Here is an 18,556-nt window from a genome sequence, read left to right as displayed (position 1 = left end):
AGGAAGGGGTTCCGCGACCGGCGGGTCAAGCCTCGGCAGGAAGGGGCATCGACGCTACGGCCGCGCCTGACGAAGAAGTGACATGTCCGCTCGCCGCCACTTTGCGCGTATCGAAGTCGGATGGTCGTCGTGCGTGATAGCGCGGGCATCGTCCTGGTGTGCCGCTGTGGTTAGATCACGCTGTGTCCGGTGGCTGGTACATCGGTTGGGGTGGGTGGGGGCGTCGTGAGAGGCGGACACATGCTGGAGGCCGCGGGGATCGGGGCGGGGGAGGAGCGGGTGTACCGCTTCCTCGTCGGGGTGCGTGAGGCTGATGCCGCGCTGACCGCGGAGCAGCTGGGGCTCGAAGTGGCGCAGGCACACAGGCTGTTGGCCTCGCTCCACGACAAGGGGCTGGTGGGGCGGGTGGCCGTTTCGCCGTCGGGGGGCGCGGTGCGCTATGTGCCGGTGGCGCCCGATGCGGCGCTGCGTCCGCTGCTGCTGCGTGGGCATGAGGCGCTGGAGGCGGCACGGCGGGGGGTGGAGCAGCTCACCGAGGAGTACCGGGCCGGGGGGCGGCGGCATGACGCGGGGCAGCTTGTCGAGGTGATCACGGGGGCGAGTGTGATCCGGCAGCGGCTGCGTCATATGGCGTACGGGGCCAGTGAGATGCGGTGGCTCTGCAAGGCCGGCCATGTGGCCATGCCTGCGGCGGAGAACGACGAGGAGTGGGAGCTGCTCGCCCGTGGGGTGCGGTACGAGGCCATCTACGAGCGGGCTCTGCTGGAGGAGCCCGGCATGGTCGACAACGTCGCCCGGAGCATCCGCGCGGGTGAACAGGCACGGGCTACCGGGACGCTGCCGGTGCGGATGGTGATCGCGGACGGTTCGATCGCCATCTGCCCACTGATGCACGGTGGTTCGGGTGGTTCGCTGGGTGAGCCGACGGCCGCGGTGGTGCACGGCAGCAGCCTGCTCGACGCGCTGATCGCGCTGTTCGAGAGCCAGTGGGCGGCGGCGTCGCCGCTGCACGTCACGGACTCCGGTGAGCTGGCCGACTTCGGCGGCAGTCCGCGGCCCGGTGCGAACGTCGCCGACGACGAGCGGTATCTGCTGTCCCTGGTCGTCGCCGGGGTCGCGGACAAGGCGATCGCCTCGCAGCTACGGGTCAGTCAGCGCACGGTGCAGCGCCGGATCCAGGTGCTGATGCAGCGCGCCGGCGCCGCGACCCGGACGCAGTTGGTGTGGCAGGCGGCGCGGCGGGGGTGGCTGTCATGAGATACGAGCCGCGAGAAGGTGCGGGCGTGGAGCGCACGGATCGGATCAGGACTCCGGCTTCCAAGGCACATGTGTCACCTGTTGCGGGTGCCGTGACTGCGACATGTCGTCTCTACGGCAAGGGGAGCCGGGTCGGCCCTTGGAGAACCGCGCCGGAACGGTGCGCGCGTAGCGGCTGATCGGGCCCCGGACGGGGCTTGAGTTCCAGTGGTCGGATCAGTGGAGTGGCTGAACTGCCGCTGAATATGCCCCGACACCGTCGACCTGCACTTCCAGCCCCCGTACTCACCGTAAGGGCTGTCCCGTAATCCCTGGTGGATCAGCGTGCGGCGTCAGATGCGGTGCATCGTAAGGCGGAGGGACGCCCGAATACTGGATGTATTCGGGCGTTCCGACAACGCGGCGAGGTGCCGTAGCTGTCGTCGCACGCCCGCCAGGGATTACGGGACAGCCCTTAGCTCAACCCCGACGAACTGGTCGACGCCGACCTCAAGCACAGTCTGCCGAAGCAGCACCGGGCCCGGGACCAGGCCGAGCTCGTCGCCGAGACCCGCAGGTTCCTCCGTGGACGCCGGCGCCAACCGCGCATCGCCCGTTGCCGTTTCGGCGGCCCACACGTCCGCTGCGTCCTGGACGAGAAGCCGTTGAGTTTGGCACCTCACTACCTTCACCACCACCGCCAACGCTGGTTGCGCGTCCTCCGGGGCCGATGACGCCCATCAGCCCCGGAGGACTGTCTGCCGAGGTGCCACCCGGACGCGAGAACGAGGGATTTTTCCGCGAGACATCTCAGTTCGCGAACTGACAGATTCCTCGCGGCAGATACGCCCCGTGCCCCGCGTGGCCCACATAAGTGCGCTTGTCGATCACCGGAACGCCGCGTGACAGCACCGTCTCTACCCGTCCCGTCACCTGTTTGCCTTCGTAGGCCGAGTAGTCGACGTTCATGTGATGCGTCTCGGCGGACATGGTCTGCTCGGCATGCGGGTCGTAGATGACGATATCGGCGTCGGCCCCCGGAGCGATCGTGCCCTTCTTCGGATACAAGCCGAACATCCTGGCCGGCGCCGCGCAGGCGATCTCGATCCAGCGGCGACGGCTGATGTGCCCGTCGACGACGGCCTGGTGCAGCAGGTCCATACGATTCTCGACACCCGGCATGCCATTCGGAATCTTCGAGAAGTCCCCACGGCCCATCTCCTTCTGTCCCTTGAAGCAGAACGGGCAATGGTCCGTGGAAACCACCTGCAGATCATTCGTCCGCAGCCCCCGCCACAGCGCCGCCTGATGCTCCTTCGGACGCAGCGGAGTGGAACAGACGTACTTCGCGCCTTCGAATTCAGGCTCTGCCAGGTTGTCGGTCGACAGGAAGAGGTACTGCGGGCAGGTCTCGCCGAAAACCGGAAGGCCCTCGTCCCGAGCCCGCGCCAGTTCGGCGACGGCCTCCTGCGCCGACACGTGCACCACGTAGAGAGGAGACCCCGCCACCTGGCTCAGTTTGATCACTCGATGCGTGGCCTCCGCCTCAAGGAGTGCCTTGCGGACTTCACCGTGGTAGCGCGGGTCCCGCTCACCACGTGCCAACGCCTGCTCCACCAGCACGTCGATGGCGAGACCATTCTCCGCGTGCGTCATCACCAGCCCGCCATTCGTGCCGGCGCGCTGCATGGCCCGGAGAATCTGACCGTCGTCGGAGAGAAAAACCCCCGGGTACGCGGTGAAGAGCTTGAACGAAGTGACGCCGGCCGAGACGAGTCTGTCCATTTCCTTGAGCGAGGACTCGTTCACATCGGACATGATCATATGGAAGGCGTAGTCGATCGCGCACTTTCCATCCGCTTTCTCATGCCACGCATCGAGCCCTTCACCGAGCGATCCGCCCTTGGACTGGACAGCGAAATCGATGATGGTCGTCGTGCCACCCCAGGCCGCAGCGCGAGTTCCGGTCTCGAAGGTGTCGGAAGCGAACGTGCCGCCGAACGGCATCTCCATATGCGTATGGGCGTCGACACCGCCTGGAATCACGTACCTCCCCGCAGCGTCGATGACATGATCGGCCGTCCACTCATGACTGTCATGGGTGGCCATGGCCACGACGCGGCCACCGTCGACGAGTACGTCGACGTGCAACTCGTCGGAGGCCGTGATGACCAGGCCACCGGTGATCAGAGTGCGTGCCATAGCTTCTGCTCCATTTACGTCGGATACGGGGTACTCACTCGTGAGCCGTTCTGCATGCCCGATGGAGCGCCGCCGGCGCGGCAAATGAGGCGATTCCGCCCTGACGACCGGCCGAGACAGGCATGTTCCTGCAGGTCAGGCACCTACTCGGGCTGAACATCCAGAGCGGCGATGCGGCCGTCCTCGATGAGTACGTCGCCATGGATTCCGTCGGACGCGGTGATGACGAGACCGCCGTGGATGACGGTGCGGCTCATGTACCCCTCCTCACAGTGGCGGAATGGGTCTACGCACGTAGACGAGGTGCGTGGTGAAGAACGTAGAAGTGGGTTACCCACTGTGGCAATACCGCTGCGGCCAACCGATGAAGACGTTTCTGTTTCCCCCGCCCGGCACTCCACCGGCCCACAACGGGAAACGGCGCGGCGCCGCTCCCGGATGGGGAGCGGCGCCGCGCCGCTTCGTATACGCGCCTTCCCGCGGGTACGGCCCGCGCGGGCCCAGGCACGTCCAGGTAACGAAATGATGACGGGTCTGGTCCACATGTTGGGTACGGTTCATGCGCTCGTCCCGTACGCGGCGTGATCCGCTCACCACCGACGGCGAACCTCGGACACATCGCCGGACGCCTTCGACGTCCGGTGCCCACCGACCGATCCCGGAGGATCACGTGTCCCTGTCGCGCTCCGCGCGTACGGTGCTGGCCGCCGCCACCGTCGCCGCCGTCGCCCTGCCGTTCGCCACCACGGCCGCAAACGCCCAGGAGTCCAAGGCCGCGGCCGCTGCCCCGTACGCCGGTCTGCCGTCCGGCACCAAGCAGGCGAAGACCCTGGTCATCGGCATCGACGGCGCCACCTTCGACACCTTCTCGCGCGCCGACGTACCGCACCTGAAGCAGCTGATGTCCAAGGGGCTGACCGCACGAAGCAACCTGTACGCCAACCCCATGGCCCCGACCGTCTCCGGTGCCGGCTGGTCGTCCATCGCCACAGGCGTCTGGCCCGACAAGCACCACGTGAAGGACAACAACTTCACGGCCCCGAACTACGGCCAGTACCCGGACTACGCGACCCGGCTGGAGACCGCCGACCCGGCCACGTCCACCCTGGTCGTCGGCACCTGGAGCCCGATCCCCCAGATCGTCTTCGGCGCGAAGACCGATCTTCGGATCGCGGGCGGCAACGACGAGGGCACCACCGCCAAGGCGGCCGACTACCTCGCGCACGGCAACCCCGACTCCACCTTCGTCCACCTCGACGAGGTCGACGGCGCCGGCCACAGCTCCGGCTCCGCCAGTGACGCCTACCTCAAGGCCCTGCACACCGCCGACGCCCAGGTCGGCCGACTGCTCGACGCCGTGACCTCGCGGCCGACGTACGCCGACGAGGACTGGCTCGTCGTCGTCACCGCCGACCACGGCCACACCCCCACCGGCGGCCACGGCGGCAACACCCCGCTGGAGCGCGGTACGTTCGTGATCGCCCAGGGCAAGGGCATCGCGCCCGGTTCGGTGCGCGACGACGTCAAGATCACCGATATTGCGCCCACCGTCCTGCGCCACGAAGGCGTCGCCACCGACCCCGCCTGGAACCTCGACGGCACCGCGCTCGCCGAGCTGAAGCCGGATGCCTTCGACGCGCTGCGCGGGTCGCTCCGCACGCCCGTCGCCGAGACCGGACTCCCGGCCGGCACCAAAGGGTGGACGAACACCGCGCCCGAGGGCTGGTCCATCGACAACTCGAAGATGCCGGCCGGCGGCGTCACCGAGTGGCGCGGCTGGGCCTTCGCCACCGACGAGTTCTGGAGCAACACCGAGCGCGGCCAGGGCCGCGAGACGAACGTCCGCGCCCGGGACGTGTTCGCGGTCGCCGACTCCGACGAGTGGGACGACAAGGCGCACGGCGCCGGACAGTTCGACTCCACTCTGGTCAGCCCCGCGTACCAGCTGAACGGGGCGGCGAGGGCGACCCTCTCGTACGCCACGAACTACCGTGTCGACGGTCCGCAGACCGGCGACGTGTACGTCGCCTACGACGGTGGCGCCCCGCAGCTCGTCACGTCGTACCGGAGCGATGTCAACGCCGTCGAGCGCCTTGAGCTCGCCGTTCCGGCGGGCGCGAAGTCGGCCCGGCTGAGCTTCCGCTACACCGGCACGAACAGCGCCTTCTGGACCGTCGACCAGGTCGCCCTCGGTCAGCCCAACCCGCCGTCGCAGCTCGCCGTCGCCTCGCTGAACGCCGACACGCAGCTGCTGGGCCGGCCCGGCTCCGACGCCGCCTGGAAGGTCACCGCGAACGGTGTGGTGAGGACCGCGCAGGGCAGGCCGGTGAAGGGCGCGAAGGTCACGGCCGAGCTGACGGCCGGGGGCAAGGTGCGGAAGCTGACCGGCACGACGAAGAAGGACGGCTCGGTGCGCTTCAGGGCCACCGTGGACCGGGGCGTCGCCGAGGCCGCGCTCACCGTCACCGAGGTGCGCTACGAGCACCTCGCGTACTACGGCGAGCTCGACCCGGTCCGCACCCTGGACCTCACCCGCCCCACCGGCCACCGGGGCTGACCGTCCGGCCGGGCCCCGGAGTCACCGGGGCCCGGCCGCATCGCTCCCGCCCCGGGTTACCGTGGCAGTTCCCGCCGGTGCGGCCCTCCACGGCCCGCCGGGGCACACAGCACAGCGGCCCCGCAAGCCACTGTGCGCCGCGCACAGGTACCCGCTCCCGGGCCTGTCTACTGTGCCGCCATCTCCACCCGCTGAGTGGTGAGTCGGTCGGTACGAAAGCCTGGAGGACAGCCGGTGAGCGCGACAACCGCACGTTCCGGTGCAACCGGAGAACCCCTGCGACCGGGCGAGGACCGAATCCACGGGCCGCGTCCCATCGGCTCGTACTTCGAGGCCATGCCGTTCGGGCGCGCCCATGTCCTGGCGGCGCTGGCCCTCTTCATGGCCTTCGTCATCGAGTCGTGGGAACAGCTCGCTCTCGTCTATGTCTCCGGTGATCTCGGTGACGCCTTCTCCATCGACGCGGGCCGCATCGGCTGGGCGCTCTCCGCCGTCGCGCTCGGCATGATCCCCGGTGCGCTGGTCTGGGGTCCGGTCTCGGACCGGATCGGGCGGCGCGCGGTGTGTCTGTGGAGCCTGTCCGCGTACGGGGTGGTCGCGCTGGCCAGCGCCTTCTCACCGAACTTCACGGTCCTGCTGGTCACCCGGGTGCTGTCCGGGCTGGCGCTGGCCGGGATCTACACGGTGACCTTCCCGTACTTCCTGGAGCTGTTGCCGTCCCGGATGCGCGGCCGGGCCGCGGTCTATCTGTCGATCGGCTGGCCGATCGGTGTGCTGGCCGCGGTCGGGGTCACCCAGCTGCTGGTCGGCCTCGGCTGGCATGTGGTGGCCATCGCCTCCGCTCTGGCGGGGCTCTGGGTGTTCGCGATCCGCGCCTGGGTGCCCGAGTCGCCGTACTGGCTGGCCGCGCAGAACCGGCACGACGAGGCGGCGGCCGTGCTGCGCCGGCTGGGCGCCGACGTCCCGGACTGCGCCCGCTTCGAGGTCGTCGCCCCCGAGAAGGCCGGACGTCCGGTGGAGCTGCTGCGCGGCAGGCTGCTGCGGATCACGGTGCTGATGCTCGTCGTGAACTTCACCTTCAACTGGGGCTACTGGGGTCTGCAGACCTGGCTGCCGACACTGCTCCAGGACAGGGGCCTGAGCATGTCGGCGAGCCTCGGCTTCGTCGCCCTCAGCGCGCTGTTCATGATCCCCGGCTACGTGTCCGCGTCACTGCTGACCGGACGCTTCGGCCGCAAGAAGGTCTTCCTGCCGTACGTCGCGCTCGCCGCGGTCAGCGGAATCCTCTTCGCCTACTCCAGCTCGGTGACCGAGCTGTACCTCGCGAACTTCGCGCTCTCCTTCTTCAGCCTCGGTGCCTGGGGCGTGTGGAACACCTGGAACGGTGAGTTCTTCCCGACCGCGCTGCGCGGTACGGGGTACTCCTGGGCCACCGCGGCCCAGCTGGTCGCGACGTCCCTCGCCCCTTCGGTGGTCGGCTTCCTGCTGGCGCAGGCGACCGGGTTCTCCACGACGATCCTGTTCATCACGGCCTTCCTGGTGGTGGCGCTGCTCTTCGCCGCTCCGCTGCCGGAGACCGAGGGGCGGGATCTGGAATAGGGCCGGGACCTGGAACAGGGGCGCGGTCCAGCGCCTGGTGGCAGGATGACGCAGGTGAGACTAGGTGTGGACGTGGGGCGTACGACGACGGTCGCCGTTCTCGTCGGTCCCGACGGCACCGTGCAGGCCCACTCCGTGGTCGGCTCGTCGGCCTCCCTCGACCGCTCGCTGCGCGATGTGCTCGACGCGCTGGACCCGCACGCGAAAGCCCCGTACGACGGTGTCGAGGTCGTCTGCCTCACGACCGACCTCGACCGCGCGCCCTGCGCTCCGTCACCCGTCGCCGTGCTGCGCATCTCGCCTCCCGGACATCCCGCGCTCGGCCCGTCCCCGCACCCGGGCGGGCTGACCCGCGTGGTCGCGGGCGGGTCCTCGCTCACCGGCCGGCCGCTGGCGCCGCTCGACCGGGCCGGCGTCGAGGCGTTCGCCCGGGACGCCGCGGCTGCCTCGATCACCTCGTTCGCACTCTGCGCGGCCGGTTCGCCCGCCCGCTCCGAACCCGAACTGACCGCGGCCGCCGTGATCGCCCGCCACCTGCCCGGTGCGCACATCACCCTCTCGTACGAGATCGGCTCCCCCGGTCTGCGCGAGCGCGAGAACGCCGCGGCCGCCAATGCCGCTCTCGGCCACTGGGCCGAGCACCTCACCACCACCGCCGAACGGGCACTGCGCGCCCGTGGCATCACCGCCCCGCTGTTCTTCGCCCGGGACGACGCCGGTCTCGTCTCCGCCGAGTACGTCCGCCGCTTCCCGGTGATCGCCACCGTCTCCGCCGCGGCCTGCGCGCTGCGCGGAGCCGCGCTGCGGGCAGGCGCGGAGCGGGCCGTCGTGGTCGACGCGGCCGGTTCCGCGATCCGCTGCTCGGCCGTCACGGACGGCGAACTGGAGGCCGGGGACGCGGGCCCGGGACCCGGCGGCCTCTGGATGGATGTGGGCAGGCCGCGCCTGGACACCCTGCCGTTCGGCGGCGAGGAACTGCCCGCCGACGCACGGCCCCGGGTCGACGCGCTGGTGGCCGGAGTGCTGGAGCGCTCGCCGGGCAGCACGGTGCTGTACGCGGGCGGGGCGGCCCCGTACTTCGGCGGCGGCACGGACGGGATCTGCGCGGCGGCGTACGGCGCGGCGCGCGCCGACACGCGGGTGGAGCTGGAGCAGGTGGTGGTCGCACCGGGCCGGGCGGAACTGGACCGGCTCATCGGACTGGCCCGCGACCAGGCGCTGGCGCGGGTCGTGTCGGCGGGTGCGGCGCCGGGCGGTGCCCGGGTCGCACGGGCGGTCCATACGCCCGTCTCGTATCTGCCGGGCGGGGTGCATCGCATCAGGGTCCGGGCCGTGGGCGCACCCGCCGGGGCGATGTCATGAGCGAGCCACCGCTCCAGGTGGACGCGGCCGTGCTGGAGCGGCTGGCGGCCGGGTCGCTGGTGCTGGCGGCGGGCGCGGCGGAGTCGGCTTTCCGGGTGGCGCTGGACTGGGCGCGGGCATCGGTGGCCACGCACGGGCCGGTGCGGTTGCTGGCCCCCGGCGAGCTGAGCGGGTTGCGGCTCTGTGTGACCGTCACCCTGGTCGGCTCGTCGGCGGCGCTCGCCGAGCAGTTGCCGACGGGCGCGGAGACGGTACGGGCGGTGCGCGCCCTGGAACGGCTGCTGGGCGCCCGCGCCGATGCGGTCGTCGCGCTGAACACGGCGGGCGAGAACGCGCTGCTGTCGGTGGCTGCCGCGGCGGACTGCGGGCTTCCGCTGGTCGACGGCGACGGCTGCGGACGGGTGCTGCCGCTGCTGGAGCAGTCGACGTTCACGCTGGCCGGGGTGGCCGCGGCACCGCTCGCGCTGGCGACCGGGTCGGGCGACGTGGTCGTGGTGGAATCCGCGGGCGGACGGGTGGAGGACCTGGTGCGTCCGCTCGTTCCGGCGGCGGGCGGCTGGGCGGTGGCCGTCTGCTACCCCATGCCGGGCGAGGTCCTGGCCGGTTCCGTGGTGCCCTCCACGGTGAGCAGGGCGATCCGCGCGGGCACGGCGGCTGCCCGCGATCTGTTCGCCCCCTGGTCGCCGCGGCGGCTGTGCCGGGGCCGGATCACGGCGGTGGAGCACCCGGGGGACGAGTACGGCTACGGGACGCCGGAACCGTACGGCCGGCTCGGCGCCCCGGATGCCTCCCCGTGGCCCGCGCTGCCGTCCCGCCCCACGAGTGTGCTCGTCGCCGAGACGGAGGGGCTCGGCCGCCACTTCCGTCTGGAGGCGCACAACGAAGTGCTGCTGGCGCTGGCGGACGGGGCGCCGGTCGCCGCTGCCCCGGACCAGATCCTGATCCTGTCGGCCTCCGCCGACCGGCGTGTACTGGATGTGGAGCGGGCGGTGCCGGGCGTGGCGGTCGAGGTGGTGGTCATCCCCGCCGCGCCCGCCTGGCACACGCCCGAAGGCCGACGGCTGGCCCGCGCGGGCGCGGTCGATCCGCAGGGCACACAGGAGGACCCATGGTGAATCGCCCGTCAGGCCGCCCGGTCCGCGAGGGCGCGCTCACCGTCGCCGAACTCGTCCAGCAGGGGCGGCTCGCCGGGGTCCGGATGTCCGGGGCGAGCGGCCGGGACACCGAGGTACGGTCGGTGCGCATCGTGGACCGTACGGCGGCACTCGACACCCTGGAACCTCATACGGCGGTCGTGCTGACCGGCCGGGTGGCCGCCGCGGGCTGGACCGTGGAGATGGCGCTGCGCAAGGCGTGGGAGCATGCCGCGGCCTGTGTCGTGGTCACCGAGTCGGCGGGCCGGCCCGGTTCGGTGGGGGCGCTCGCCGACCGGCTCGGGGTGCCACTGCTGGTGATCGACGAGGACGCGCTGGACGCGGCGGTCCGGATCGCCTCCGCCGTCGCCCGGCCCGACGCCGGACGGACCGCGCTGGTGGCGCAGGCGGCCCGCGCGCTCGCCGACGCCGGGCCGCACGCCGGGCGGGTGCTGTCCGCCCTGCACGCGATCCTGCCGTCCACGGCGGTGGCGCTCACCGGGCCGACCGGTGACGTGCTGGCCGGCCGGCGGGCCGCGCTCTCGGCGGAGGGCGGCGCGCTGACCGTCCGGGTGGAGGTGCCGGACGGCGACAGCGGCCCGCTGGGTGCTCTGGTCGCCCGGTCGGGCTCGCGGGTCGCGGGGTGGGGGGAGACCGTGCGGGACGTACTCCGGCTCGCGGTCGCTCCGCTCACCGCGTGGTGCGCGGTGCGCCGCCTGGACGACGAACGGACCGGCCACCGTGCCGAGTCGCTGCTGCACCGACTGCTGGAGGCGGCCTCCGAGGCTCCGGCCGGCGACGGGCCCGGGGCGGGGCCGGGTGAGGACATGCGCGCCGAGGCGGCGGCGCTGGGCTGGCCCGCCCGTGGCCCGCTCGTCGCGTACGCGCTGCGCCCGGTCGCGGGCCGGACCGGCCCGGACCCCGGCCCCGCGCTGCGCGCGGTGTGGGCGGCGGCGGGACCGGGTGGACCGCTGGTCGCGTACGAGGGTTGCTGGGTGGCCTGGCAGTCGGTGTCTCCGGCGGACGGCGCGGACCCGCTCGACGGAGCCGCCCGGCGGCTGACCGGCGCCCTCGCCGCGCTGGCCGCCCATGCGCCGGTCGCGGGCGGAGTGGCGGGCACGGCGGCCTCGTTGTCCGCCCTCGGCCCGGTCCTCGCCGACGCGTGCGCGGCGGCCGGAGTGGCTGCCGCCGGGGACCCCGGGAGCGTGGTGCGCGGGGACCGCATGGGCGCGGCCCAACTCCTGTCCGCCGTACCGACGGAGCTGTTGCGCGGCCCGGCCGAGGTGGTACTCGCTCCACTCCTCGCGGCGGACCGGGACGGCACGCTGCTGCGTACACTGGCGGTCGTCCTCGACGCGGGCGCGGCACCGACGGCGGCGGCCGAGGTGCTCGGGGTGCACCGCAACACGGTGGCGGCACGACTGGACCGCATTCGCGCGCTGGGATTCGATTCTGATGATGCGTCACAACGGCTGGCGCTCCATCTGGCCTGCCGGGTACTGCTGTCCGGGGACGGGAACGGGGACGGAGCCCGCGAGCACTGAACGGCTCGGCGGCCACCGCAGCCGCACGATCACCGACTGCCGACGCGACGAGGCGGGCGGGGGCCGCGGTGGCGTCCCGCCCGGGGGGACTCCCACTCCACGGTGCGATCGCGCGTTCGGACCAAAAGCGTCCGCCCGTCAGGCTCCGTATACGGCCGCCGCATGCCCCGCCGTCAGCAGCCCCTGCCGCACGTCCTCGGCCACCGCTTCGGGGCACCGCTCCCCCGCCGGACCGAACCCGCCGCCGCCCCCGCTCTCGCAGCGCAGCACATCTCCCTCGCGCACGGTCAGCGCGTTGACCTTCAGCAGTGAATGCCCGTCGTCGCGCCCAGGGTTGAGCGTGACCCGCGGCGGAGCACCCGCCGTCCCGCCGAAGACCCCCCAGGCCGGAGTGACCGAACGCTCCCACCACAGCGAGAGCTGCTGGTCGGTGGTGAACCGGTACTGGCGAACCACCCCGTTGCCCCCGCGTGTGCGGCCGGCACCTGCGGAGTCGGGGCGCACCGCGTACTCCTCGACGCGCACCGGGAAAAGGGTCTCCAGCACCTCGACCGGCATATCGCGCAGCGAGCCGTTGACGTTGTTGATCAGGCAGGACTCGCCGTCGGAGGTCTCCCAGGCGCCCCAGCCGCCGACCGTCGCCTCCTGGGAGACGAAGAGCTTTCCGCTGCGCGGATCGGTACCGGTGAACTGGACGATCATCGAGTCGCCGTAGCTTGCCGCGGCGGCGCGGTCCGGGACGGCCGGCGCGAGCGCCTTGACGACCAGGTCGATGACCAGGCCGAGGTGCGAGTAGTAGTACTGACAGGCGGCCGGTTCGACGGCGGCGAGCATGGTACCGGGTCGGGTCAGTACATCGAGCGGTTTGAACGAGCCGCCGTTCAGCGGTACTTCACCACTGACGAGCAGCTTGTAGCCGACCCGGCAGGCCGCGACGGTCTGCGCGGCACCGCAGTTGACGGGCCCGGTCGCCTGGTCGGCGCAGTCGGTGACGTCCATCGTCATGCGGTCGCCGTCGATGATGACGCGGACGGTGACATGCAGCGGTGCGCCGAGGTCGATGCCGTCGTTGTCGAGATGCCCCGTGGCCTCGTACACACCGTCGGGGATCGCGGCGATCTCCCGGCGCTCCAGTTGCTCGGTCTGGGCGAAGATCGCGTCACGGGCGGCGAGCACGGTCTCCAGACCCCATCGCCCGACGATCTCCGCGAGCCTGCGGGTCCCGGTGCGGGCGCAGGCGACCTGGGCGCGCATGTCGCCGAGGGTGGGGTGTGGGAATCGGACCTGCCGGGAGATCAGATCATGGGCGAGTGTGCATGCCTCACCGTTCTCGTAGATCTTCAACGGGCCCATGCGCAGGCCCTCCTGATGGATCGTCGTGGAGTCCATGGAACCGCCGGGGTCCTTCGACCCCATGTCGATCCAGTGGGCGCGGGAGGCGGCGAAACCGACGAGTTCGTCGTCGACGAAGATCGGGGCGTAGACGGTGACGTCGTTGAGGTGCGTGCCGCCGATGTACGAGTCGTTGAGCACCCATACGTCGCCGGGCCGCCAGACCTCGCGGCCGTACATCTGCTCCGTGGCGCGGGTGCACTCCTCCAGGTTGCCCAGGAAGATCGGCAGGCCGGAGGACTGGCCGAGGACGTGGTGGTCACGGTCCAGGAGCGCGACGGCGCAGTCCTTGGCCTCGTAGATGGTCGGGGTGTACGAGGACCGGATCAGGGTGGTGTTCATGTCCTCGGCGGCCTGGAGCAGCGCGCAGCGGATGATCTCCGTGGTGATCGGGTCGACGGCTGCCGTGGTCGTGCTGGTCATGCGACGCCTCCGAGCTTGATGACGAGGAATCCGTTGTCGTCCACGGTGACCGTGGCGTCCGGCGGAACGACGGTGGTGGAGGTGGCCTCGACGATGACGGCGGGGCCGGGGATGTACTGCCCGGGGGCGAGGTGTTCACGGCGCAGCACCGCGGTGTCGTGCGCGGCGCCACCGAAGACGACCGGCTTGACCGTGGTCTCCGGGGCCTCGCCCGGCGCCGCGGCGTACGGGACGGCGGCGAGTTCGGGGAGTCCGCCGAGCGCGGTGGTGCGCAGCGTGACGAACTCGACGGGCGCCTCGGGGGTCGCATGGCCGTATCGGCGCTCGTGGAGTTCGGCGAAGCGATCGGCCACCGAGTCCAGGAAGCCTTCGGCGGCGGGCTCGGCCGGGCCGAAGAGCGGCACGGTCAGGGTGTAGTCCTGGCCTTCGTACCGCATGTCCACGGCGTGCTCGATACGGTGCCGGTCCGCCGGTACGCCCTGTTCGGCGAGGGCATCGAAGCCCTCGGCCTGCAGAGCGGTGAGTGCGTCGGCCATGGCCAAGCCGTCGAGGTCGGCGCCCGGGGTGAAGAACTGGAGCGTGAGGTCGCGGCGGACCTCGGTGCCGAGCATGCCCCAGGCGGAGAACGCGCCGGGGAAGCGCGGTACGACGACCTCCTCGATGCCGAGTTCGCGGGCGATCTCCACGGCGTGCATGGGGCCGGCGCCGCCGAAGGCGAGGAGGACGAACTCGCGGGGTTCCAGGCCGTGTTCGACGGTGAGCGTACGGATCGCCTGGGCCATCTTGGCGTTCGCGACGTCGCAGATGCCGCCGGCCAGCTCGACGGGGCCGAGGCCGAGGGTGTCCGCGAGTTCCGCGACGGCCCGGTGGGCGGCTTCGGTGTCCAGGGTCATGTGTCCGCCGGCGAACCAGTCGGGGTCGACGCGGCCGAGGACGGTGTTGGCGTCGGTGACGGTGGCCTGTGTGCCGCCGCGTCCGTAGCAGGCGGGGCCGGGTACCGCTCCCGCCGATTCGGGGCCGACGCGCAGTCCGCCCGCCTCGGCGTAGGCGAGGGAGCCGCCGCCCGCCCCGATCGTGTGCAGGTCGACGAGCGGCATGAGCACGGGGAAGCCGTCGGCGACACCCTCGCTGGAGACATGGGGCCGCCCGCCGAGGACGAGCGACACATCGAACGAGGTGCCGCCCATGTCGACGCAGATCGCGTTGGGCCGCCCCAGCAGCGCGGACGCCGCGACGCCGCCCATGGTGCCGCCGACCGGTCCGGACAGCAGGGTCTGGAGGGGGTGGCGGCGGGCGAAGGAGGCGTTGACGACGCCGCCGGAGGACTGCATGACCTGGACCGGAACGGTCAGCCCGTGAGTGGCGAAGCGGTCCTCGATCCGGCCGAGGTAGCGGCGTACGACCGGCCCGGTGTACGCCTCCAGGACGGCGGACGAGGTGCGCTCGTACTCGCGCCATTCGCGCGCCACTTGGTGGGAGAGCACGATCATCACGTCGTCGCCGAGCTCCTCGGCGAGGATCTCGCCGGCCCGCAGTTCATGGGTCGGGTCGACATAGGAGAAGAGCAGTGCGACGGCGACGGCGTCGAAGTCCTCGTCGCGGGCGCGACGGGCCGCGGCCCGTACGGCGTCCTCGTCGAGCGGGACCAGTTCGGTGCCGCGCGAGTCGAAGCGGCCGCCCGCCTCGGCGGTCGCGTAGCGATCCACGAGCGGCACGGGCTTGCGGTAGTGCAGATCGAACATGCGGTCCCGGTTGCCGCGGGCGATCCGGTAGACGTCGCGCATCCCGGCCGAGGCGAGCAGCAGGACGCGGGCACCCTTGCGTTCCAGCAGAGCGTTGAGGCCCTGGGTGGTGCCGTGGACGAAGAAGGAGATGTCGCCGGGGTCGTCGACCGCCCGGCCCAGCGAGGAGAAGACGCCCTCGGCGAGGTCCCCCGGCGTGGTGGGGGTCTTAGCCGCGTCGAAGGTGCCGCGCGTCTCGTCGTACGCGACGACATCGGTGAACGTGCCACCGATGTCCATGGCCACCCGGTATGTCATGCCGCCTCCCGGCTTTCTCAACGGAATGGCGTGACGCTATCGACGGGGAGCGGCGGGCGGCTGTGCGCTGCGCACGGTGGACGGAGTCCGGCCGTGCGCGGCGCCCGGCGTCAGCCGACGGGGCCCGGCTGACGCACGTCCTCGTGGAGGTGGACGATCCGCCAGGCCTCCCCCGCCCGGTGCAGGATCACGGTGTTGCGGATCAGCTCGGGGCTGCTCGGCGTACCGTCCGCGGCGGGGGCGAAGTCGACGCGCAGCCAGAAGCGCAGGACGGCGATGTCGCCGAAGACGTCGACGGTGCGGTCGTACGCGGTGAGGCCGGTCTCCTCCGGTCCCGCACCGGCAGCCGGGCGGGCGTCGCGGATCCGGTCGAGGTCGGGCTTGCCGAGCAGCAGCGGGTCGGCCGCGGAGTCCCAGACGGTTGCCTCGGGATCGAGCGCCTGGTCGATCCCGGCCCGGTCGCCGGCGTCGTACGCCTCGTACATTCCGGTGAGGACGGCCCACACGGCGTCGGCATCGGCCGCCGATGCGCCTGGCCTGGCGGTGGACGGGAGGGGGAGGGTGTTCTCGGGCATGGTGTTGCTCCTGCGCGGACACGGGTGTGCTCGCGATGCGGGGGTGTGATGGCGGCCAAGCTACACAGCCGCGTACCGGCCGTCGCCCACACCCCCGTCGCTCATGCCACCGATCGAAGGGCCTCGGCCAGGATCTTGGCGCCCTCCTCCGCCTCCGCGACGGTCAGCGTGAGCGGCGGTGCGATCCGCAGCACGCTGGTGTTGTGACCGCCGCCCTTGCCGATGAGCAGACCGCCCTCACGGGCCGCTTCGAGTACGGCGGTGGCCGCCCGCGGGTTCGCCTCGTCGGTGCCGGGCTCGACCAGCTCGATCCCGATCATCAGGCCCCGGCCGCGTACCTCCCGTACGCATTGCGAGGCCGCGCCGATCGCACGCAGCCGCTCGATCAGCAGTCCGCCGACGCGGCGGGCGTTGCCCTGCAGATCGTGTTCGAGGAGGTACGAGAGGTTGGCGAGGCCGGCCGCCATGGTGACCGGCGAGCCGCCGAACGTCGAGATGGAGTTGGCGTCGAGGCAGTTCATGACGTCGGCACGGGCCACGACACCGCCGATCGACATGCCGTTGCCGATGCCCTTGGCGAACGTGAGGATGTCCGGCGGACCGTTCTCGCCGTGCGCCTGCCAGCCCCAGAAGTGCTCGCCGGTGCGGCCCCAGCCGGTCTGCACCTCGTCGGAGATCCACAGGAGGCCGTGGCGGTCGAGGACCCGGCGGAAGGCCGCGTACAGACCGTCGGGCGGTGAGGTGAACCCGCCGACGCCCTGGATGGGTTCGGCGATCAGGGCGGCGGGCTCGCGGGTGTGGCCGAGCAGGTCCTCCAGATCGGCGACGCAGGCCGCGATGAACTCGGCGTCGCCGAGGTGCGCGTAGGGCCCGCGGGTGCGGACGCCGCCGTGCACGTACAGCGTCTGCAGCGGCGACAGGTTCGTGGGCGACCAGGCGGCGTTACCGGTGATGGAGACGGCGGAGAAGGATCTGCCGTGGTAGCTGTTGCGCATCGCGAGGATCTGGTTCGACCTGCGGTACGCGGTGGCGAGCAGCAGAGCCGTGTCGTTGGCCTCGGTGCCGGAGGTGGTGAAGAAGACCCGTGCGTCCGGGATGCCGGAGAGCGTGGCGACGCGTTCGGCCAGCTCGACCATCGACCGGTTGAGGTAGAGCGTGGAGGAGTGGATGATCCGTCCGGCCTGTTCGCTGACCGCCTTGGTCACCTCGGGCAGGGCGTGGGCGGTCATGGTGGTGAGGATGCCGCCGAAGAAGTCGAGGTAGCGCCTGCCGTCGGCGTCCCAGACATGGCGGCCCTCGCCGTGGGTGATCTCCAGCGGGTCCTTGTAGTAGAGCGCCAGCCAGTCGGGGCTGACGGCGAGATGGCGTCGGTGCAGGCTGCTCACGGCTCCACCAGTCCTTCGTACGCGTCGGGTCGGCGGTCCCGGTAGAACGCCCACTGCTGCCGGACCTCGTCGATGAGGCCGAAGTCGAGGTCGCGGACGACGAGTTCCTCCTCCTTGTCGCTGGCGACCTCGCCGACGAACTGGCCGCGCGGGTCGACGAAGTAGCTGGTTCCGTAGAAGTCGTTGTCGCCGTACTCCTCCTGGCCGACGCGGTTGATCGCGGCGACGAAGTACTCGTTGGCGACGGCGGAGGCGGGCTGTTCCAGCTGCCAGAGGTAGCTGGACAGACCGCGCGACGTGGCGGACGGGTTGTACACCAACTGGGCTCCGTTGAGACCGAGTTGACGCCAGCCCTCCGGGAAGTGACGGTCGTAGCAGATATAGACGCCAACCCTGCCCACGGCGGTGTCGAAGACCGGCCAGCCGACGTTTCCGGGCTTGAAGTAGTACTTCTCCCAGAATCCCTTGACCTGCGGGATGTGGTGCTTGCGGTACTTGCCGAGGTAGGAGCCGTCGGCGTCGATGACCGCGGCGGTGTTGTAGTAGAAGCCGGACTGCTCGATCTCGAAGACCGGCACGACGATCACCATGCCGGTCTCGCGGGCGAGTTCCCGCATCCGCAGGACGGTCGGCCCGTCCGGTACGGCTTCCGCCCAGCGGTAGTGCTCGGGTTCCTGCACCTGACAGAAGTAGGGGGCGTTGAACACCTCCTGGAAGCCGATGATCTTCGCGCCCCGGCGGGCGGCCTCGCGCGCATGCTCCTCGTGCTTGGCGATCATGGATTCGGTGTCGCCGGTCCAGGTCGCCTGGACGAGTGCGGCGCGTACGACTTGGGACATGAGCTGCTCCTTCGACGCGGCGTCAGAGAGCCTCTACGCGTTTCTACGCCCGTAGACACGTGCGTAGAGGAGAACGTAGGCCCCGTCACACAACGGGGCAAGACCATCGCCGTGAACCGGCGGAGTCGATCATGTTTCACACCCGTGCGGGCCACACGTCCGCACCGGCCGGGCCGATACGGTACCCGGCTCCCGATTTGTTCCCGCGCGCCGCTTTGTATTCTCGGCAGGCACCAGCCCATCAGTGCGGCACCTGCGAGAGGAAACACC

The 18,556-nt window shown here is 71.2% G+C and carries 12 protein-coding genes; 6 read left to right on the top strand and 6 right to left on the bottom strand.

Annotated elements, in window-relative coordinates; translation table 11 throughout:
• The first annotated feature begins 240 nt into the window (after positions 1-240).
• On the top strand, positions 241-1,257 hold the full coding sequence (locus ABZ826_RS29190; protein ID WP_361454647.1) for a helix-turn-helix domain-containing protein: 1,017 nt from the start codon (positions 241-243) through the stop codon (positions 1,255-1,257).
• 789 nt (positions 1,258-2,046) lie between these two features.
• Here the strand turns inward: ABZ826_RS29190 and hydA are convergent.
• Complete coding sequence (gene hydA / locus ABZ826_RS29185; RefSeq protein WP_361454644.1) at positions 2,047-3,438, bottom strand: dihydropyrimidinase; 1,392 nt, start codon at positions 3,436-3,438, stop codon at positions 2,047-2,049.
• A 670-nt stretch (positions 3,439-4,108) separates the two neighbouring features.
• Here hydA and ABZ826_RS29180 point away from each other — a divergent pair.
• The 5 genes from ABZ826_RS29180 (at position 4,109) to ABZ826_RS29160 (ending at position 11,633) form a co-directional block, all read left to right on the top strand.
• Positions 4,109-5,995, top strand: a complete 1,887-nt coding sequence (locus ABZ826_RS29180) for an alkaline phosphatase family protein (protein WP_361454641.1) — start codon at positions 4,109-4,111, stop codon at positions 5,993-5,995.
• A 234-nt stretch (positions 5,996-6,229) separates the two neighbouring features.
• Positions 6,230-7,594 (top strand): MFS transporter, encoded by a 1,365-nt coding sequence (locus ABZ826_RS29175; RefSeq protein WP_361454638.1) that lies wholly within the window; start codon positions 6,230-6,232, stop codon positions 7,592-7,594.
• Positions 7,595-7,666: 72 nt separating this feature from the next.
• Positions 7,667-8,956, top strand: a complete 1,290-nt coding sequence (locus ABZ826_RS29170; RefSeq protein ID WP_361454635.1) for a hypothetical protein — start codon at positions 7,667-7,669, stop codon at positions 8,954-8,956.
• Positions 8,953-10,071: a DUF917 domain-containing protein gene (locus ABZ826_RS29165; RefSeq protein ID WP_361454632.1), complete on the top strand. Its 1,119-nt coding sequence runs from the start codon at positions 8,953-8,955 to the stop codon at positions 10,069-10,071. The genes ABZ826_RS29170 and ABZ826_RS29165 overlap by 4 nt, the downstream gene beginning before the upstream one ends.
• Positions 10,065-11,633 carry a helix-turn-helix domain-containing protein gene (locus ABZ826_RS29160; protein ID WP_361454629.1) on the top strand — a complete coding sequence of 523 codons (1,569 nt, stop codon included), beginning with the start codon at positions 10,065-10,067 and terminating at the stop codon, positions 11,631-11,633. The genes ABZ826_RS29165 and ABZ826_RS29160 overlap by 7 nt, the downstream gene beginning before the upstream one ends.
• 138 nt (positions 11,634-11,771) lie before the next feature.
• On the opposite strand, the gene ABZ826_RS29155 is transcribed toward ABZ826_RS29160, so the two are convergent.
• From ABZ826_RS29155 to ABZ826_RS29135, 5 genes are all read right to left on the bottom strand, one after another.
• Positions 11,772-13,448: a hydantoinase B/oxoprolinase family protein gene (locus ABZ826_RS29155; protein ID WP_361454626.1), complete on the bottom strand. Its 1,677-nt coding sequence runs from the start codon at positions 13,446-13,448 to the stop codon at positions 11,772-11,774.
• Positions 13,445-15,487 carry a hydantoinase/oxoprolinase family protein gene (locus ABZ826_RS29150; protein WP_361454623.1) on the bottom strand — a complete coding sequence of 681 codons (2,043 nt, stop codon included), beginning with the start codon at positions 15,485-15,487 and terminating at the stop codon, positions 13,445-13,447. Before ABZ826_RS29150 ends, ABZ826_RS29155 begins: the two co-directional genes overlap by 4 nt.
• A 110-nt stretch (positions 15,488-15,597) precedes the next feature.
• Complete coding sequence (locus tag ABZ826_RS29145; protein WP_361454620.1) at positions 15,598-16,062, bottom strand: nuclear transport factor 2 family protein; 465 nt, start codon at positions 16,060-16,062, stop codon at positions 15,598-15,600.
• A 101-nt stretch (positions 16,063-16,163) separates the two neighbouring features.
• A complete protein-coding gene (locus ABZ826_RS29140; RefSeq protein WP_361454617.1) occupies positions 16,164-17,447 on the bottom strand; it encodes an aspartate aminotransferase family protein in 1,284 nt (427 codons plus the stop codon).
• Positions 17,444-18,286, bottom strand: coding sequence for a nitrilase-related carbon-nitrogen hydrolase (locus tag ABZ826_RS29135; RefSeq protein ID WP_361454614.1), 843 nt, complete (start codon positions 18,284-18,286; stop codon positions 17,444-17,446). The genes ABZ826_RS29140 and ABZ826_RS29135 overlap by 4 nt, the downstream gene beginning before the upstream one ends.
• Between the last annotated feature and the right edge of the window lie 270 nt (positions 18,287-18,556).

It is taken from the genome of Streptomyces sp. NPDC047515, from assembly GCF_040643055.1.
Taxonomy (GTDB): Bacteria; Actinomycetota; Actinomycetes; order Streptomycetales; family Streptomycetaceae; genus Streptomyces.
Note: the sequence above shows the minus strand (reverse complement) of the source record. Positions and strands in the feature narration are given on the sequence as shown.